Origin of the sequence: Pseudomonas sp. VI4.1 (assembly GCF_002029345.1) — a bacterium.
In the GTDB taxonomy this organism is placed as follows: Bacteria; Pseudomonadota; Gammaproteobacteria; order Pseudomonadales; family Pseudomonadaceae; genus Aquipseudomonas.
The window spans coordinates 13,908-31,125 of sequence record NZ_MULM01000152.1 but is presented as its reverse complement, the minus strand read 5'-3'; the positions used below and the strand labels follow the sequence as shown (position 1 = coordinate 31,125).

Annotated in this window: 15 protein-coding genes; 7 read left to right on the top strand and 8 right to left on the bottom strand. The window is 59.1% G+C overall.

All coding sequences use genetic code 11. From position 1 onward, the window contains the following. Positions 1 to 5: 5 nt before the first annotated feature. Together BZ163_RS15205 and BZ163_RS15200 are read right to left on the bottom strand one after the other, a co-directional pair. Positions 6 to 812: an alkaline phosphatase family protein gene (locus tag BZ163_RS15205; protein ID WP_128871588.1), complete on the bottom strand. Its 807-nt coding sequence runs from the start codon at positions 810 to 812 to the stop codon at positions 6 to 8. A gap of 128 nt (positions 813 to 940) precedes the next feature. After that, the gene (locus tag BZ163_RS15200; RefSeq protein ID WP_128871587.1) at positions 941 to 2,008 is read right to left on the bottom strand and encodes an ABC transporter substrate-binding protein; all 1,068 of its coding nucleotides are present in this window, start codon (positions 2,006 to 2,008) and stop codon (positions 941 to 943) included. Between the two features lie 361 nt (positions 2,009 to 2,369). On the opposite strand from BZ163_RS15200, the gene BZ163_RS15195 reads away from it, so the two are divergent. Further along, on the top strand, positions 2,370 to 3,083 hold the full coding sequence (locus tag BZ163_RS15195) for a UTRA domain-containing protein (protein ID WP_128871586.1): 714 nt from the start codon (positions 2,370 to 2,372) through the stop codon (positions 3,081 to 3,083). Positions 3,084 to 3,115: 32 nt separating this feature from the next. Here the strand turns inward: BZ163_RS15195 and BZ163_RS15190 are convergent, their stop codons facing one another. Then, positions 3,116 to 3,883 (bottom strand): class III extradiol ring-cleavage dioxygenase, encoded by a 768-nt coding sequence (locus BZ163_RS15190; RefSeq protein ID WP_128871585.1) that lies wholly within the window; start codon positions 3,881 to 3,883, stop codon positions 3,116 to 3,118. A 103-nt stretch (positions 3,884 to 3,986) separates the two neighbouring features. Between BZ163_RS15190 and BZ163_RS15185 the strand changes: the two genes are divergently transcribed. Continuing rightward, positions 3,987 to 4,643: a thiopurine S-methyltransferase gene (locus tag BZ163_RS15185; protein WP_128871618.1), complete on the top strand. Its 657-nt coding sequence runs from the start codon at positions 3,987 to 3,989 to the stop codon at positions 4,641 to 4,643. Between the two features lie 172 nt (positions 4,644 to 4,815). Here the strand turns inward: BZ163_RS15185 and htpX are convergent, their stop codons facing one another. Beyond that, a complete protein-coding gene (gene htpX, locus BZ163_RS15180) occupies positions 4,816 to 5,703 on the bottom strand; it encodes a protease HtpX (RefSeq protein ID WP_128871584.1) in 888 nt (295 codons plus the stop codon). Positions 5,704 to 6,019: 316 nt separating this feature from the next. After that, positions 6,020 to 7,231, bottom strand: coding sequence for a pyridoxal phosphate-dependent aminotransferase (locus BZ163_RS15175; protein WP_128871583.1), 1,212 nt, complete (start codon positions 7,229 to 7,231; stop codon positions 6,020 to 6,022). Positions 7,232 to 7,457: 226 nt separating this feature from the next. On the opposite strand from BZ163_RS15175, the gene msrB reads away from it, so the two are divergent. The 3 genes from msrB to BZ163_RS15160 all read left to right on the top strand — a co-directional run bounded on the left by msrB (position 7,458) and on the right by BZ163_RS15160 (position 9,023). After that, complete coding sequence (gene msrB / locus BZ163_RS15170) at positions 7,458 to 7,853, top strand: peptide-methionine (R)-S-oxide reductase MsrB (protein WP_128871582.1); 396 nt, start codon at positions 7,458 to 7,460, stop codon at positions 7,851 to 7,853. A 226-nt stretch (positions 7,854 to 8,079) separates the two neighbouring features. Continuing rightward, positions 8,080 to 8,565 (top strand): glutathione peroxidase, encoded by a 486-nt coding sequence (locus BZ163_RS15165; RefSeq protein WP_128871581.1) that lies wholly within the window; start codon positions 8,080 to 8,082, stop codon positions 8,563 to 8,565. Further along, positions 8,562 to 9,023 (top strand): MarR family winged helix-turn-helix transcriptional regulator, encoded by a 462-nt coding sequence (locus BZ163_RS15160; RefSeq protein ID WP_128871580.1) that lies wholly within the window; start codon positions 8,562 to 8,564, stop codon positions 9,021 to 9,023. Before BZ163_RS15165 ends, BZ163_RS15160 begins: the two co-directional genes overlap by 4 nt. Here the strand turns inward: BZ163_RS15160 and BZ163_RS15155 are convergent. Continuing rightward, the gene (locus tag BZ163_RS15155) at positions 9,007 to 11,328 is read right to left on the bottom strand and encodes a response regulator (RefSeq protein WP_128871579.1); all 2,322 of its coding nucleotides are present in this window, start codon (positions 11,326 to 11,328) and stop codon (positions 9,007 to 9,009) included. The two genes, BZ163_RS15160 and BZ163_RS15155, sit on opposite strands and share 17 nt — an antisense overlap. 165 nt (positions 11,329 to 11,493) lie before the next feature. Between BZ163_RS15155 and BZ163_RS15150 the strand changes: the two genes are divergently transcribed. Both BZ163_RS15150 and BZ163_RS15145 read left to right on the top strand, forming a co-directional pair. Beyond that, positions 11,494 to 12,384 carry an ATP-binding protein gene (locus BZ163_RS15150; protein ID WP_128871578.1) on the top strand — a complete coding sequence of 297 codons (891 nt, stop codon included), beginning with the start codon at positions 11,494 to 11,496 and terminating at the stop codon, positions 12,382 to 12,384. Further along, on the top strand, positions 12,381 to 12,863 hold the full coding sequence (locus BZ163_RS15145) for a GAF domain-containing protein (protein WP_128871577.1): 483 nt from the start codon (positions 12,381 to 12,383) through the stop codon (positions 12,861 to 12,863). Before BZ163_RS15150 ends, BZ163_RS15145 begins: the two co-directional genes overlap by 4 nt. A 10-nt stretch (positions 12,864 to 12,873) precedes the next feature. On the opposite strand, the gene BZ163_RS15140 is transcribed toward BZ163_RS15145, so the two are convergent. Both BZ163_RS15140 and BZ163_RS15135 read right to left on the bottom strand, forming a co-directional pair. Then, positions 12,874 to 16,521, bottom strand: a complete 3,648-nt coding sequence (locus tag BZ163_RS15140; RefSeq protein ID WP_128871576.1) for a transporter substrate-binding domain-containing protein — start codon at positions 16,519 to 16,521, stop codon at positions 12,874 to 12,876. An 8-nt stretch (positions 16,522 to 16,529) separates the two neighbouring features. Beyond that, a complete protein-coding gene (locus BZ163_RS15135; RefSeq protein WP_128871575.1) occupies positions 16,530 to 17,156 on the bottom strand; it encodes a response regulator transcription factor in 627 nt (208 codons plus the stop codon). Positions 17,157 to 17,218 lie beyond the last annotated feature (62 nt).

The following is a 17,218-nucleotide window of genomic DNA, read 5'->3' as shown; positions in this document are numbered from 1 at the left end:
TGCGTTCACTTGAGCAGCTCCCGGCAGACAGGTTTGTCGTGAGCCACGCCGAGCAGTTCGCAGACGGTGCCGCAGATTTCAGTCTGTTGCGGGGCGGCGTTGGCATCGCAACTGAAGGCATCGCCGAGCACGAACAGCGGTACTTCGCGTTCCTCGGGCAGCAGGCCGTTGTGGGAACGGTCATTGTTCATGCCGTGGTCGGCGGTCACCATGACCTGATACCCGGCATCGAGCCAACCTTGCAGGTAGTCGGCGAGGATGATGTCCGCCGAGCGGGCGCTGTTGCGGTATTGCGGGGTGTCGAGGCCGTGCTTGTGCCCGGCGTCGTCGATGTTCATGGGGTGAACCAGGAGAAAATTCGGCGCATGGCGCAGGCGCAGGTTTTCTGCGTCGGCGAACAGGTGCGAGTCCGGGTAATGATCGCTCCAGTAGAAATGGCCGTGCTGGATCGGCAGGTCCGGATCGTCGGTATGGCGATCCCGGGCCGCGACGAATGGCGAGCGGTTATACAGCTCGCTGACCCAGTGATAGGCCGCAGCGGCAGTGACAAGGCCGGCGTCGGTGGCGTAGTGATAGATGCTGCGTTGATTGGACAGGCGCGAGACGTTGTTATGGACGATGCCGCTGTCGATCGGCGTCACGCCGGTCAGGATGCATTCATAAAGCGGTCGGGACAGGGCCGGCAGTTCGCACTCCAGTTTGTAGAGCGCCGCGCGTCCTGCGCCAACGTAAGCCTGCAGGTGCCCCATGGCGTGACGGGCGACCTCGTAGTTGAGGCCGTCGAGCACGACAAGGATGACGTTGTGCTTCATAGGGGCGGAACTCCGTGGGTTCTCTCAAACCTGTAGGAGCCGGCTTGCTGGCGATTGGATCACCACGGTGCCCAGAGAGAAACCGAGGTGTCTGAATCGCCAGCAAGCCGGCTCCTACAGATCCAGTATCACTTCATTTCGACGATGACTTCTTCGTTCCACATCTGCGGCAAGGCCTTGGAAGTCTTCTCCCACGCATCCGCATCCTTGATCGGCGTCACGCCCTTGTACTGCTCGTTCGGCAACAGCTTGGCCTTGACCTCATCCGGCAGTGTTATATGTTCGGCGCGGATCGGACGGGCATTGCCGCGCGCCAGGTTGATCTGGCCGGCATCGCTGAAGATGTATTCGCGCGCCAGCTTGGCGGCGTTCGGGTGCTTGGCGTACTTGTTGATGATGGTGGTGTAACCCGAGATCACCGAGCCGTCGGATGGAATCAGCACCGTGTAGTCATCAGGATTGGCCATCTTGGCCTTGTAGCTCAGGCCGTTGAAATCCCAGACCACGCCGACTTCGACTTCACCCTTCTCCATGGTGGCGATGACCGGGTCGGTCATCGACAAGCGACCTTGCCTGGCGATCTCGGCAAACATCAACAGGGCCGGCTGCAGGTTTTTCTCGTCGCCGCCGTTGGCAATGGCAGCGGCCAGTACGCCGTTGGCGGCCTGGGCGGCAGTGCTCACGTCACCGATGGTCACCTTGTATTTGCCGGTCTTGAGGTCAGCCCATTTGGTCGGTGCTTCGGAACCGTGCAGCAGCTTGTTGTTGATGATGAAGGCAATGGTGCCGGTGTAGGCCAGGGCCCAGTGGCCATCCTTATCCTTCGCCCAGGCCGGGATCTGCTCCCAGGTGCTTGGCTTGTAGGGTTGCGACACTTCCTGCTTGACCGCGATCGGACCGAATGCGGCACCGACGTCGCCGATGTCGGCAGTGGCGTTGTCTTTTTCGGCTTTGAACTTGGCGAGTTCCTGGGCCGAACTCATGTCGGTGTCGATATGTTTGAGGCCATAGTTCTTGGCCAGGTCGTCCCAGGTGCCTTTCCAGTTCGCCCAGTTATCGGGCATGCCGACACTGTTGACTTCACCTTCCGCTTTCGCCGCGGCTTCCAGGGTTTTCAGGTCGGTATCAGCGGCCATGGCGGCAGTGCAGATGGCAATGGTCGAGCCTAACAGTGATGCCAGGAAAAGCTTGTTCATCCGAAGCTCCTTTGGGCGTTTTCAACGCTGCGATTGCGGTTGTGTTGGTCTAGGTCAGCAATACCTGAGCCAATCTAGGCGGCCTGGATGACATTTTGATGTCGAGCGCTGGCCAGCCTGAGTGTCGTGCTCTGGATATCTCAGGATTGGAGATAAGCGTAGACCATGGCTAAAGACCTGATATGAAAGGACTTGGCTATGTAATTGCAGGTGCAGGTGCAAATGCCTGGAGCAACCGTTGGGTAAAATTGTCATCTGCCAGTCATGTGCAGTGCCTAGGCTTGCAGAGAGTTGATGGCACCGATTTCAAGCGCGGTTCGGCCTCGAAACAGTGCTGGTCTAGTCCAGATAGGTAACGTTGATGCGCATCGAGACAACCAAGGCGGTGACAGCGATCGGGCAGGTCCTGCAGGAACAGTTGGACCATGGCCTGTTGGCGGCCGGGAGCAAGTTGCCGGCCGAGCGCAAGCTCAGTGAGTTGTTCGGTACCACACGGATCACCGTGCGTGAGGCGTTGTTACAGCTGGAGGCCCAGGGCCAGATTTATCGGGAAGAGCGCCGTGGCTGGTTCGTATCGCCACCGCGCCTGGCGTACAACCTGATGCAGCGCAGTCATTTCCATGCGATGGTCAGCGCCCAGGGGCGAGTACCGTCCACCGAGGTGATTTCGGCACGATTGCAACCTGCATCGGCGGCGGTCTGTGCCTGGTTGCAATTGCCGGCATTGTCGAGCGTGATCCAGATTTGCCGGGCGCGGCGCATTGATGAGCGGCTGGTTTTGTATGTCGAGCACTATTTGAATCCGCAGTTTTTCCCGGGGATTCTGCAATTTGATTTGAATCAGTCGATGACCGAGCTGTATGCCCGGCATTACGATTTGCATTATGGGCGGGTGCGTTTCGAGATTGTGCCGACGGCGCTGTCGGTGGATGCAGCGGCGGCTCTACGGGTGTCGGTGGGCAGTCCGGGGCTGCGGATTGCCCGGGTCAACTACGATCAGCATCAACGGCTGATCGATTGTGACCTGGAGTTCTGGCGGCATGATGCAATTCATGTCGGGGTTGATGTGGTCTGAGCCTGGCCGCCGCAAGCTGCACGTGCCTGGCGTCATCCAAAGCGATAAATGTCCATGCCCAGGGCACCCAGGGTGAATCCCTCGTGGCTCACGCTGAATGTGCCGCCGGCGCCGCGGGCAAAGAACAACGGCAACAAATGTTCATCACTTGGATGGTTGCGCGCGGCGTTCGGCGCTTGCCGACGATAATCATGCAACGCGACTTCATCCTGCGCCTCAAGTTTCTCTACCATCCAGTCGCGAAATTCCCTGGCCCAGGGTTCGACGCTTTCCGGGCCAGCGTGCCAGTCCAGTTCGCGCAGGTTGTGGGTGATGCTGCCGGACCCGATCAGCAGCACGCCGTGTTCGCGCAGGCTGGCCAGGGCATGGCCGACGCGGGTCTGCAGGGCCGGGCCGCCGCGGGTCGGTAGCGAGACTTGCACCACAGGGATATCGGCTTGTGGATACATCAATGACAGCGGCACCCAAACCCCGTGGTCGAACGGCCGCTTGGGGTCGATGCGTGCAGGCAGGCCATCGCTCTTCAGCAATTCGACCACCTCTGTCGCCAGCTGTGGGTCACCGGGTGCCGGATACTGCACCTCGAACAAGGCCTGTGGAAATCCGCCGAAGTCATGCCAGGTGTCGGGTTGTGCGTTGCCGCTGACCAGCAGCTCATTGCTTTCCCAATGCGCGGATACAATGATGATGGCCCCGGGTTTCGGCAATTCGGCGGCCAGGCGTGCCAGGGCGGGCCCGCTGGCACCCGGTTCGAGTGCCAACATGGGCGAGCCATGGGATATGTACAGGCTGGGGAACATGAATGAGCTCCTGAGGGGTAAGATGGCATCATCTTCAGTCAGATCATTGATCTAAATCTAATATAAGTTTTAGCGTCTATTGATCGAATTTTCGGGATTAATTATGCAGCCGGAGTTTTGGCACAAGCGGTGGACGTCGAATCAGATCGGCTTTCATCTGCCGGAAGTGAATCCATATCTGCAACGGTACTGGCCGCAACTGGGCCTGGAAGAGGGCTCGCGCGTACTGGTGCCGTTATGCGGGAAAAGCCTGGATCTGCTGTGGCTGGCAAAATGCGGTCACGAGGTGTTGGGCGTCGAATTGTCGGAAAAAGCGGTGGAAGACTTTTTCCACGAGCATCAATTTGATCCGGACGTCAGCGACCAAGGCCCTTTCACTGTCTATCGGGCGGGCTCGATCGAGATCTGGTGTGGTGATTTCTTCGCGTTGACGGCCGGCGATGTCGCTGATTGCAGTGCGTTGTACGACCGCGCTGCATTGATTGCCTTGCCGCCGACAATGCGCGAGCAATACGCCGAGCATCTGAAGCGGATTCTGCCGAAGGATTCGCTGGGGCTGCTGATTACCCTGGATTACGACCAGGCGCAAATGGACGGGCCGCCATTTGCCGTGCTGGATGATGAAGTGCAAAAACTGTTCGGGACGTCGTGGGAATTGAAGATTCTCGAGGATCAAGACGTTCTGGGTGAGAGCTGGAAGTTTATCGAGAGCGGTGTGACGCGGCTTGAAGAGCGGGTTTACCGGGTTTCTACTCGGTAATTGCTGTTGTTTGTGCTGGCCTCTTCGCGAGCAAGCTCGCTCCCACATTTGAAATGCATTCCCCTGTGGGAGCGGGCTTGCTCGCGAAGGGGGCCTGAAGAACACCGCAATAATCCCCAGACAAAAAAAGGCCCGCATTCACTGCGGGCCTTTTCTTTTACTGCGGAAGCTATCAGCCCCGACGACGCAGTGCGTCGATGCGGTCTTCCAGCGGCGGGTGGCTCATGAACATGCGGGCAAACCCTTGCTTGATGCCACCGTTGATGCCGAAGGCATTCAGGGTGTCCGGCATGTGTACCGGCAGCCCCTGTTCCGCCCGCAGGCGTTGCAGGGCCCCGATCATGGCATTGGTGCCGGCCAGGCGTGCACCGGCTTCGTCGGCACGAAATTCCCGTTTGCGCGAAAACCACATGACGATGGAGCTGGCCAGGATGCCCAGGACCAGTTCGGCAAAGATGGTCGCCACGTAGTAGGCAATGCCTTGGCCTTCTTCGTTCTTGAAGATCACCTTGTCGACGAAGTTGCCGATGATCCGTGCAAAGAACATCACGAAGGTGTTCACCACGCCTTGGATCAGCGCCAGGGTGACCATGTCGCCATTGGCCACGTGGCCGATTTCGTGGGCCAGCACGGCTTTGACTTCATCCGGCGAAAATCGCTCGAGCAAGCCCTGGCTGACCGCGACCAGCGCGTCGTTCTTGTTCCAGCCGGTGGCGAAGGCGTTCGCCTCGTAGGCCGGGAAAATCCCGACTTCCGGCATCTTGATCCCGGCTTCCCGGGACAGTTGCTCAACGGTTTGCAGCAGCCATTGCTCGTGACGTGTGCGCGGCTGGGTGATGATCTGGGTGCTGGTGCTCATCTTCGCCATCCACTTGGAGATGAACAGCGAGAACAGGGAACCGGCGAAACCAAAGACCGCACAGAAGATCAGCAGCTGATTGAGGTTGAGATCAACCCCGTTGGCCGCCATGAACCCGTTGAAGCCGAAAAGGCTCAGGGTGATGCTGGCAATCAGCACGACCGCCAGGTTAGTGGCCAAAAACAGCAGGATGCGCATCATGGTTGTAGAAATCTCCTCATGCTAAATATGTAGCGTACTGCGGGGTATATAAGGTGCTGCACCGGGCTATTCAACCGGGTGACTATTTCAAACTGTGTCCTACAGCAAGAGTCTAGCTGGTTGAAGGACATTTCCGACGCTGATGGCGGGAAGTGTTCGTCAGCCAATTGACCTCGCAGGCCCTGTAGTTGTTAGACGCGAGCCAGTAACCTGTCCTCCGTCAGCCGTGGAAGGCGTGATGCAAGACAGGGCGCAAAGATATGTTGCTGAATCAATCACCCTGCGACTTCAGTACGCGTCGCACGGTGACCTGTGCTTACTGGCGGTAAGACTTGAGGAAATTGCCGATACGTCCGATGGCCATGTCCAGGTCATCCAGCCGCGGCAGGGTCACGACTCGGAAATGGTCCGGCCATGGCCAGTTGAAGGCCGTGCCTTGCACCACCAGCAGCTTTTCGGAGAGCAGCAGGTCGAGCACGAACTTTTCGTCGTTGTGGATCGGGCAGACTTTCGGATCGATGCGCGGGAAGGCATACAGGGCGCCCATCGGCTTGACGCAGCTCACGCCCGGAATGTCGTTGAGCAATTCCCAGGTACGGTTGCGCTGCTCCAGCAGGCGACCTTGCGGCAACACCAGGTCATTGATGCTCTGATAACCGCCGAGGGCGGTCTGGATCGCATGCTGGCTCGGCACGTTGGCGCACAGGCGCATGTTGGCCAGCATGTCGATGCCTTCAATGTAGCTATGGGCGTGGTGTTTCGGGCCGGAAATGGCGACCCAGCCGGAACGGAACCCGGCTACGCGGTAGGACTTGGACAGGCCGTTGAAGGTCAGGCACAGCAGGTCCGGCGCGAGCGAAGCGGTGCAGATGTGCACGGCATCGTCGTACAGGATCTTGTCGTAGATTTCGTCGGAGAACACCACCAGGTTGTGCTGGCGGGCCAGTTCCAGCATGCCCAGCAGGACTTCTTTCGAATACACCGCACCCGTCGGATTGTTCGGGTTGATGATCACCAGCGCCTTGGTATTCGGGGTGATCTTGGCCTTGATGTCGGCCAGGTCCGGCCACCAGTTGGCCTGCTCGTCGCACAGGTAATGCACCGGGTTGCCCCCCGACAGGCTCACCGCGGCGGTCCACAGCGGGTAGTCAGGGGCCGGCACCAGTACTTCGTCGCCATTGTTGAGCAGGGCCTGCATCGACATCACGATCAGCTCGGACACGCCGTTGCCCAGGTAGATGTCTTCGATGCCGACGCCTTCCACCTGCTTTTGCTGGTAGTACTGCATGACGGCCTTGCGCGCACTGAACAGGCCTTTGGAGTCGCTATAACCCTGGGCGGTCGGCAGGTTGCGGATCACGTCCTGGAGGATTTCATCCGGCGCTTCGAAACCAAAGGGTGCCGGGTTGCCGATGTTCAGCTTGAGGATGCGATGGCCTTCCTCTTCCAGGCGTTTGGCGTGCTTGAGCACTGGGCCGCGAATGTCGTAGCAGACGTTGGCGAGCTTGTTCGATTTGCTGACCTGCATGGCGATGTGTTCCCGAAAATGAACGATCCAGGCGGCGTTTGCACGACCGTACTGGGAATCCTGCGTAATCACACAGGCCTGACGCCTTATGATGCGCCACCCATAAATCCGTTTGAATGCGCGTGGTCTGGCTGCCAGACTGGCGTTTGACGAGGCGCAATCATACGTGCCGCCCGATCCGTGGAAAAGGTACAGATCGGGCTTTTTCAGCTGCTGAGGTGTGACAATGGAAAAGTTGGATAAAACCCTGGAAGAATGGAAGGCGATGCTCGATCCGGAGCAGTACAACGTTTGCCGCCTGAAGGGCACCGAACGTCCGTTTTCCGGCAAATACAACGACAGCAAGGTCGACGGTGTCTACCACTGCATCTGCTGCAATGAGCCGCTGTTCGACTCCAAGACCAAATTCGACTCCGGCTGCGGCTGGCCGAGTTTCTACGCGCCGATCGGCGACAGCGCCATGGTCGAGATCCGTGATGTCAGCCATGGGATGATTCGCACCGAGGTAGTTTGCGCCAAATGCGATGCGCACCTGGGGCATGTGTTCCCGGATGGTCCGCCGCCGACCGGGTTGCGGTATTGCATCAACTCGGTGTGCCTGGACCTGGTGCCACGCTCCTAACTTGGATTTTTGATCGGTTCAGCGAGCCCCTGTAGGAGCCGGCTTGCCGGCGAAGGCGTCTGCGTTGTCGATGCAAGGCTCGAGGCCGCCTTCGCTGCGGTGCGGCGATCCGACAAGCCAGCTCCTACAGTTCGTGTTGCACGACGTAAGATCGATTTATTAAATTGCACACAATTCAATTGCTCGCTATGTTTATCCCACCAGCCTTACCTCAGAGTCCGAAATCATGAGCGACAACCTGCTGAGCATTCCCTGCACCACCATCAAGGGCGAGCAAAAGACCCTGGCGGATTACGCCGGCAAAGCCGTTTTGGTGGTCAACACCGCGAGCAAATGCGGCTTCACTCCGCAGTACAAAGGGCTGGAAGAACTGTGGCAGACCTACAAGGACCAAGGCCTGGTGGTACTCGGCTTTCCCTGCAACCAGTTCGGCCATCAGGAGCCAGGTAACGAAGGGGCAATTACCGAGTTTTGCGAGTTGAACTACGGCGTCAGCTTCCCGCTGTTCAAAAAGATCGAAGTCAACGGCGCTGATGCCCATCCGCTGTTCGTGCAATTGAAAAAGCGTGCACCGGGCGTACTGGGTTCCCAGGGTATCAAGTGGAACTTCACCAAGTTCCTGATCGGCAAGGACGGGCAGTTGGTCAAGCGCTTCGCGCCGGCGACCAAGCCGCAGGACCTGAGCCGCGAGATCGAAGCCCTGCTCAAATGAATACCTTGTCCGTCGATTCCCTGAAGCTCGACAGCCAACTCTGCTTCAAGCTGTATGCCGCTTCCCGGGCGGTCATCCGCGCCTATAAGCCGATGCTTGATCAGCTCGGCCTGACCTACCCGCAATACCTGGCGATGCTGGTGTTGTGGGAGTGGCAGGAAGCGACCCCGGAGCAGCCGACGGTGAAGGCGTTGGGCGAACGCCTGGCGCTGGATTCCGGCACGTTGACGCCGCTGCTCAAGCGGCTTGAGCAGTTGCAGCTGGTGCAGCGTCAGCGTTCGGCGCGGGATGAGCGTGAAGTGCACCTGAGCCTGTCACCCAGCGGCAAGGCGTTGCGCGCCCGGGTGGGGCCGCTCAAGGCGCGCCTGTTGTGCGACAGCGGTGTCGATCTGGATCGGCTGCATGATCTGCGCGAGGGGCTCGATCATCTCCTGGGCCAGATCAAGGCGTTGTCGTAGTCGGCATCCACAAATCCAGCAAGGCGGCCAGCTCTTCGCGGCGGAACGGTTTGGCCAGGTAGTCGCTCATGCCCGCTGCACGGCAGCGTTCGCGTTCTTCGGACATCGCATTGGCGGTCAGGGCGACAATGGGCAACTGTGGCCAGCGCCCGCTGCGACGGATTTGCCGGCTGGCTTCGTAACCGTCCATCACCGGCATGTTGCAGTCCATCAGCACCAGATCGAACTCGCTGTGCTCAAGTTGATCCAGGGCCTCGCCGCCGTGAGCGGCGACGATCACCTCGCAGCCGAGTTTGCCAAGCATGCCCTTGGCCACCAGCTGATTGACCGGATTGTCCTCCACCAACAACACCCGTCCGCGTCGCATGGGTGAGCGATTATCGAGCCGGGCATCGTTGATCGTGTTGAGATCCGGCTGCAGCACCCGCCGCAGAGTCTGGTACAGCGCATTCCGCGCCAGAGGCCGCGCCTGTTGCTGCAAGGGCGCCAGGGCGGCGGCTTCTTCGCTGGGCATGAAACTGCCGTAGGCGGTCACCAGCAAAATCGGCGCCGTGTAGGTGGGGCGCAGGCCGAACAGGCATTCGGGGCAGTCGGTGATCACCACATCGGGGTCCAGCCCGATCAACAAGTCGTCGATCGAACGTTGCTGATATTCCAGGCCCCAACCCGGCAACAGGCTCTTGAGCAGTTCCGCCAGACCGCTGCTGGCGGCGGTGATCGCGATGACCTTGCCCGGCAATTTTGCCGGCACCAGGGCGCGGGTGTGGCCCGGCAACGGCAGGTCCGCGCAGAACTGGCTGCCGAAGCCGGGTTCGGAGCTGATGGCGAGACGTCCTTGCATGGCTTCGCAGAGGTTGTAGGTCAGTGCCAGGCCCAGGCCGGTACCGCCGAATTGCCGGGTAATACCGGCACCCGCCTGGGTGAAGGGCTGAAAGATCCTGAGCTGGGCGTCCTGGGCGATGCCGATACCGGTATCGCAGACCTCGATCCTGACGCCGTCCCCGAACGTGGACAGGCGCACATCGACCCGGCCGAAGCGGGTGAACTTGAGGGCGTTGGACAACAGGTTGCTGACGATCTGCCGGACCCGGGTCGGGTCGCCGAGCACCAGCGCCGGAAAGTGCGGATCGATCAGACAGGTCAGTTCGACGCTCGGTGCTGCGTTCTGCGACAGCAGGCTGGCAGTGTCTTCGATCAGCGAACCGAGATCGAACGGGATGTGCTCGAGTTCAAGCTGACCCGCGTCGAATTTCGACAGGTCGAGAATGTCGTTGAGCAATTCCACCAGCACTTTTCCCGAGTCATGGGCGATGGATAGCTGTTGCTGTTGCTCGGCATTGAGCGGGCCATCCAGTGAGAGCGCGATCATCCCCAGCAGTCCGTTGAGTGGGGTACGGATTTCGTGGCTCATGTTGGCCAGGAACGCCGAGCGCGCTTCGGCCATGTCCAGGGCGGTGCGGCGGGCGACGTCCAGTTCCTGGTTGGACTGGCTGAGCCGGGCGTTGATGGCTTTGAGTTCCGCGGTCCGGGCCGAAACGATGTTTTCCAGTTGTGCGAGGTAGTCGGTCAGACGGTTTTCGGCATTGCGTCGCTGCTGGATTTCGGTGGCGATGTTTTCGAATTGCTGATTCGCAACTTTGACCAGCACGCCGATCTCATCGTTTTCATGACCGGCAGGGCATTCCAGCCACGTCGGTTCGACACTGCGCGGATCGCGGCCGCTGAGTTCACGAATGACCCGTGCCAAGGGTTTGGTCAGCATCACATAGAACAGGGCAAGCAGGATGCCGGTCAGCAGCAGGCTCCGGGTGAAGCCGTTGAGCAGGGTCACTTCGGCCCGACTCAGGAACCGGCTGCCGAAGGCATAGGTGTCGACGTCCAGGCGCAGGGTGCCAAGGGATTCGGACGGTAAATGGTCCAGGTACAGGCGGTCTTCGAAGTGCCGGTTGGCGCCAAACAGGAAGTCGCTGATCACCCGATAACCGCTTTGCGAGCCAGGGCGCTTGACTTTGGCCAACACCGTACCGTTGTTGTCGGTCAATTGCGCGCCGATGATGGCGGGCGAGCGCAACAGGCCCAGGGTCAGTTCCTGGGCGAGTTCGGCGTCGATGTTGTAGGCGATGCGCGAAGCGGGGTTATGACTGATTTCCAGCAATGACAGGATTTCGCGGTTGATGGAGGCATCTTCGCTGGCATAATCGATGCTTATTTGCAGCAAGCTGAGCAGCGTACCCAGAATGAAGCCGACCAGTACGGTCAGCCGGGCTTGTTTATAGGACAGGCGGTTAGTGAACTTGATATCCATGGGGTGTTGAACCACTTCCGTTTCCCTTCGCTGCTCAAGCATAGTCGATCATGCATGGATCCCGATGTCCCCGCACGCCCCTTGTTCAAGGGCTGAAAAGGTCATCGTACGCTGTGTTGGATTGCTGTAACGCATCATTACCGTGAACGTGCCCGAGGAGAAGACGTGGATTCCCGATTGAATGCTTTTCTTGAACGCGCCGATGCCGTGCTGGCCCGTATCGAACCGCTGCTGCCCACCCCCCGGCAAGCCATCGACTGGACGCACTGCCTGGCCGCACGCTGGCATCGCGAAGGGCGCAGCGGTTTTCTGTTGCCGCTGCAAGTCAGTCTCGACATGCGTTTGTCCGACTTGATCGGCGTCGATCGGCAAGTGGAACAGTTGGGGCGCAATACCCAACAGTTCCTCGACGGCATGCCGGCCAACCACGCCTTGCTCTGGGGCTCGCGCGGTACAGGCAAATCGTCCCTGGTGCGCGCCTTGCTGGCCGAACACGCCCAGGCGGGGTTGCGGCTGATCGAGATCGAACGCGATCACCTGGCGGACTTGCCACGCGTAGTCGAACAGATTGGCAAATTGCCCCAGCGCTTCGTGCTGTTCTGCGATGACCTGTCGTTCGAGTCGGGCGAAGGCGACTATCGCGTGCTCAAGAGCGTGCTCGACGGTTCTCTCGAACAGGCGCCGGATAACGTTTTACTCTACGCGACCTCCAATCGTCGGCACCTGGTTCCGGAAAAGGAAAGCGATAACGAAAACTGGAAAAGGGTCGACGGCGAACTCCATCCCAGCGAGGCGGTGGAAGACAAGATTGCCCTGTCGGACCGTTTTGGCCTGTGGCTGTCGTTCTATCCGTTTACCCAGGAACACTTCCTCAACGTCGTCGAGCACTGGATCGGTCAACTGGCCGACAAGGCCGGCCTCAAGTGGCAGCGTGATGCAGAACTGGACATCCTCGCCGTGCGCTGGGCGACGGGGCGGGGCAATCGCAACGGACGATGCGCCTATCAATTTGCCCGCTATTGGGTCGGGCTCAAGCTGTTGGAGCGCAAGGCATGATCGATTTGCAAAAGAGCGGCCAGGGCCTCGAAGGCTACGGCATGCTGTGGGCACAGCTGGAGTCGTTGCTGGCGGATGAGCGGGATTTCATTGCCAACGCCGCGCAGTTTTCGGCATTCCTGTACAACCAGCTCGATGATTTGAACTGGGCCGGTTTTTACCTCAATCGCAATGAAGAGCTGGTACTGGGTCCGTTTCAAGGCCAGATCGCCTGCGTGCGAATTCCGTTCGGTCGCGGTGTGTGCGGGACTGCGGCGGCGACCTTGCACACCCAATTGGTCGAAGACGTACACGCGTTCCCGGGGCATATCGTCTGCGACAGCGCGTCCAACAGCGAGCTGGTCGTGCCGCTGGTCAAAAACGGCCGATTGATCGGCGTATTGGACCTCGACAGCCCGAAGCTCGCGCGGTTTACCGCTGAAGATCAAGCCGGTATCGAACACCTGGCGGCGATTTTCCTGCGCCTGACTGACTGCTGATCATGCAGGGTTAAGCCTCTTTCATTTTGCTGTCGTCGTTTTGTCGAAGTTGCTGTTGCAGCGCCTGCTCCAATTCGAGCATGGCGCTCCCTACGGCTTTGCTGCATTCGGTGACGTTGGCGCGATGGAACACTTCATGGCAGGCGCTCTCCAGCGCCTCACAGCTGTCGATCAAGCGGGCGGCCTGGACAATGCGGGCCGCGCCCTTGATTTTGTGGGCCATATCGAGGAATGACTGCCGCTCCCCGGATGGGGTCAATGCCAGCAGCGCTTGTCGGTCCGACCGGTTGCTGTTGAACAGTTCGACCAACAGTCGCTGTTCCAGAACCGGGTTACCCCCCGTCAACTGGTGCAGCCCTTTCAGGCTGAAGGCCGGATCGCGCACGATGGGCTCGATACCTTCAACCCATTGGCTCAACGCTGACAGCGTCAGGGGTTTGAACAGGCAGTCGTCCATGCCGGCTTGTTTGCAGCGCTGTATTTCTTCCGGCTGTGCGTTGGCAGTGAACCCCAGAATGGTGCAGGGAGGGCGTGGCGTTTGTGGTTCCTGTCGGCGAATGGCGCGGGCCAATTCGTAGCCATTCATGATCGGCATGTTGCAATCGACAATCACCAGATCGAACGTCAGCGCTTGCCACGCCTCGAATCCTGCCTCGCCATCCGCTGCGACGCTGAATCGATGCCCCAGAAACTCAAGCTGCTGGCACATGAGCAAGCGATTGGCCGGGTGATCGTCCACCACCAGAACGTTCAGGGGTGACCTTGTGGCATGGATGGGCGCTTCAACAGCCTCGGGAAGCTGCTCGTATGGCAGCGTTGCCAGGCACAGCGAAACCTGGACCTGAGTGCCGATACCCGGCTGGCTGCTCAATTGCAGGCTGCCGCCCATCATTTCGCACAGACTGCGACTGATCACCAGGCCCAGCCCTGCGCCCCCCCTGCTTGACTGTTCACAATGATCGGCTTGAGCGAAAGGTTCGAATAACCGTTGCCGATCCTGTTCGCTGATGCCGATGCCACTGTCCTGAACGTGTAACAACATCCGGATGCGTTCCGGCTCGTCGGTGGGTTGCAGGACAACGCTGATCCTGACCTGGCCAAGCTCTGTGAACTTGATGGCGTTGCTGATCAGGTTGGACAACACCTGCTTGAAGCGCAACGGGTCCAATACGATATCGAGCCGCGGATTGTCGGGGTGAAATTCCAACAGCAGTTCAAGATTTTTCTGACGCGCCAGCCCTTCGAAAATCCGTATCACCGAGGTCACGATCTCACGCGGGTTGACGCGTTCCGGGCTCAGGCTCAGGCGGCCGGACTCGATCCGCGCGATATCGAGAATGTCTCCGATCAGCTCGAGCAAGTCTTTTGCCGAGTTGTACGCCACATCGATGGCCGGACGGTCCGGATGCTGGTCATCGATACGCTTGAGCGTCAGTTCGAGCATGCCGATGACCGCGTTCATCGGCGTGCGGATCTCATGGCTCATGGTCGCCAGGAACGTGCTTTTGGCCCGGTTGGCTTCATCGGCCCGTTCTTTCGCGCAGCGCAACTCATCGAACAGTTGCCGCCGCTCGCTGATGTCGATCCAGCCGCCAATGATGCCCCGCACTTCACCGCTGGAATCGCGGTAGGGGATAATCCAGTGGTAGATCGTCAGTCTGCGGCCTCCAATGTGCAGCGGCCGGTCGAGAATCAGCGGTATGCCCTCGGCCACGACGCGCTGGTAATCGGCTTGAAATTCGCGCGCTTCGAAGGCATTGCTCAGGGTGCCCTGCAGGACGCTTTTGCCGATGACCTCTTCACGTTTCACGCAGAAGGTTTCCAGGTAACTGTCGTTGCAGCTTTGCAACAGCCCTTGCCGATCGCGCACATAGATGGGATGCGGTGTGCCGTTGACCAGCGAGCGCATGAATTCGAATTGATCGTTCAACGCACGCTCGGCCGCCTGACGCTGTTTTATCTGGCGACGCATATAAGCGTTCCAGGCAACGGAAATCAGCAACAGCACGCCGGCGCCGATGACGATCTGAAAAAACAGGCGGTGATAGTTGCGCCAGGGATGTTGCGAGGTCGCCGAATAACCACGCCAGCGACTGTTGATGATGCCCAGTTCTTCCGGTGTGATGCTTTGCAGCGCCTTGTCGAGAATGGCGTTCAGCTCGCGGGCGTCCCGGCCGGTCGCCAGGGAAAATGCGGCCTGCCGGGTTCCGAGGGTGCTGCTGATGCGCAGGGTGTGTTCGAAAACCTGCGATGACAGGAAGTAGTTGGCAACCACCAGTGAGCTCACCGCACCCTGTGCCTTGCCTTCGGCCAGCATTTCCGCGGCGCTGAAGGTGTCCGGGGTTTCAATCAGCTTGATCTGCGGGAACTCGCGGCGCAAGTCATCCGCCATTGGATTGCCCTGAGCGATGGCCAGGCGTTGGTTCTGCAATTGGGCAAGGCTTGTCGGGCTGCCGGCGGATTTGCGGGTCAGCAGAATGAAGGAGTTCTGCAGGTATGGCCGGGTGAAGCTCAGGCTCGCTTCACGTTGGGCGCTGGGGAGCAGGGCGGCGATCAGGTCGGCTTGCCCGGTGTTGACCTGCTCGACCATCTCGCCATCGCTGCGGCTGCGCCGAATATCGAAGCGCAAACCGGTACGCAGCCTGATCAGTTCGAGCAGGTCTGCGGTAATGCCTCGAAAGTTGCCGTCGTTGTCGAAAAACGTCAGCGGCGCAAACGCTTCATTGACCACCACCCGCACGACCGGGTGTTGCGCCAGCCAGCGTTCTTCGTGGTCACTGAGCTGCAGTTTTTGATCGGTGAGCAGAATGTCGCTGCCAGCGCTCCAGCGCTTGGCAATGCTGTCTCGCTCGCCGGTGGGGACCGCCATCAGCATCGCATTGATAATCCCGAGCAGTTCGGGGTTGTTCCTGTTCACGGCAAAGCTGAAACCCTGGGCTTCGTGTCTGCCGAAATTGGCCATGCGGACGTTGTTCAGGTAGCCCTTGTTGATCATGTAGTGGGTTGAAATAGTATCGCCGAGGAAGACGTCAGCCTGGTCGAAAGCCACAGCATTGATCGCATTCTGGTAGGAAGGGTAGGACGTGATGATCGCCTTGGGATAGACGGCCCTGACTTCCTCCAGTGGCAAATAGTGATACACCATGCTCAACCGCAGGCCGACGAGACCGTCGCTCAGGGACCTGCTTTCGTCTTCCCGGGTCACCAGCACCGGTTGATCCACGGCGTAGGGTTCGGACAGCACGATGTCCAGGGCATTGTGAGCTTCGAACCCGTTGGCGGTGCCGAGCAGGTCGACCTCGCCGTTTTCGAGTGCCTCGATCGCCGCCCCTCGGGACTCGAAGCGCCGGACCTTGATGGGCAAACCGGTGGACGTGCCCAGGAGCCCGGCATAGTCGGCGGTGTAACCTTCATACTCGTGACCGCTGACGGTCAGATCGAAGGGCGGATAATCCGGGGCTGAAGTGCCGAGAATCAGTTCACCCTTGTTTTTGATCCATTGGCGTTGGGATTGATCCAGTTGCACTTCCAGGTGTCCGGCCGATGAACGACTGAGCAGGGTGAGACTGTTGCTGGAGGTCTGTGCAGCGGGCACCGCGGTGCTCAGGCTCAAACCGGCGGCCATGAGTATCAGATAGTCCTTTATGCGGCTGAGCATTCTGCTTCTCACACTAACGCGTTACGTTTTGCCATCTCGATGAGTTCAACCAGGGATTCGGCCTTGAGTTTTTGCATGAGTCGTTTTTTATAGGTGCTGACCGTCTTGTTGCTCAGAAACATGCCTTTGGCAATTTCCTTGTTGCTGCGGCCTTGGGCGAAAAGTTGCAATACCATCAGTTCGCGATCGTTGACTGCCTTGAACAACTCCAGATCGGCACAACGTGCGTCATCGCCACGAACAGGACTCAGGGCCTCGCTCGGATAATAGTTGTAACCTGAAAATACCGCTTTGATGGCACTGACCAGTTCACTGAGCTCTTCCTGTTTGCACACATATCCGCAGGCGCCGGATTTCATGCAGCGAGTACCGAAAAGTTTCGGGCATTGCGCTGTTAGTACCAGTGTTTTTATCGGCGTACACATTTGGTTGATGCGGGCGAGAACTTCCAGTCCGTCCAGTTTGGGAATGCTGATATCGAGAATGACCAGGTCAGGCATGCATTCGCGAATCATCTGCATGGCATCGACCCCATTATCCGATTCGCCGACGACATTGAAATCTGCATGTTCGAGCAACATTCGGAGGGCAAGGCGGATGACGGGGTGATCGTCGACGATAAAAACGGAGTTCATAATCAAATCCCATACGAGCGCGAATAAAGCACGCACCTTAGCTCAGATAGTTGAGGTGACGC

Coding starts and splice junctions, on each gene's coding strand:
- BZ163_RS15205 (WP_128871588.1), bottom strand. CDS start 812: ATGAAGCACAACGTCATCCTTGTCGTGCTCGACGGCCTCAACTACGAG.
- BZ163_RS15200 (WP_128871587.1), bottom strand. CDS start 2,008: ATGAACAAGCTTTTCCTGGCATCACTGTTAGGCTCGACCATTGCCATC.
- BZ163_RS15195 (WP_128871586.1), top strand. CDS start 2,370: ATGCGCATCGAGACAACCAAGGCGGTGACAGCGATCGGGCAGGTCCTG.
- BZ163_RS15190 (WP_128871585.1), bottom strand. CDS start 3,883: ATGTTCCCCAGCCTGTACATATCCCATGGCTCGCCCATGTTGGCACTC.
- BZ163_RS15185 (WP_128871618.1), top strand. CDS start 3,987: ATGCAGCCGGAGTTTTGGCACAAGCGGTGGACGTCGAATCAGATCGGC.
- htpX (WP_128871584.1), bottom strand. CDS start 5,703: ATGATGCGCATCCTGCTGTTTTTGGCCACTAACCTGGCGGTCGTGCTG.
- BZ163_RS15175 (WP_128871583.1), bottom strand. CDS start 7,231: ATGCAGGTCAGCAAATCGAACAAGCTCGCCAACGTCTGCTACGACATT.
- msrB (WP_128871582.1), top strand. CDS start 7,458: ATGGAAAAGTTGGATAAAACCCTGGAAGAATGGAAGGCGATGCTCGAT.
- BZ163_RS15165 (WP_128871581.1), top strand. CDS start 8,080: ATGAGCGACAACCTGCTGAGCATTCCCTGCACCACCATCAAGGGCGAG.
- BZ163_RS15160 (WP_128871580.1), top strand. CDS start 8,562: ATGAATACCTTGTCCGTCGATTCCCTGAAGCTCGACAGCCAACTCTGC.
- BZ163_RS15155 (WP_128871579.1), bottom strand. CDS start 11,328: ATGGATATCAAGTTCACTAACCGCCTGTCCTATAAACAAGCCCGGCTG.
- BZ163_RS15145 (WP_128871577.1), top strand. CDS start 12,381: ATGATCGATTTGCAAAAGAGCGGCCAGGGCCTCGAAGGCTACGGCATG.
- BZ163_RS15140 (WP_128871576.1), bottom strand. CDS start 16,521: ATGCTCAGCCGCATAAAGGACTATCTGATACTCATGGCCGCCGGTTTG.
- BZ163_RS15135 (WP_128871575.1), bottom strand. CDS start 17,156: ATGAACTCCGTTTTTATCGTCGACGATCACCCCGTCATCCGCCTTGCC.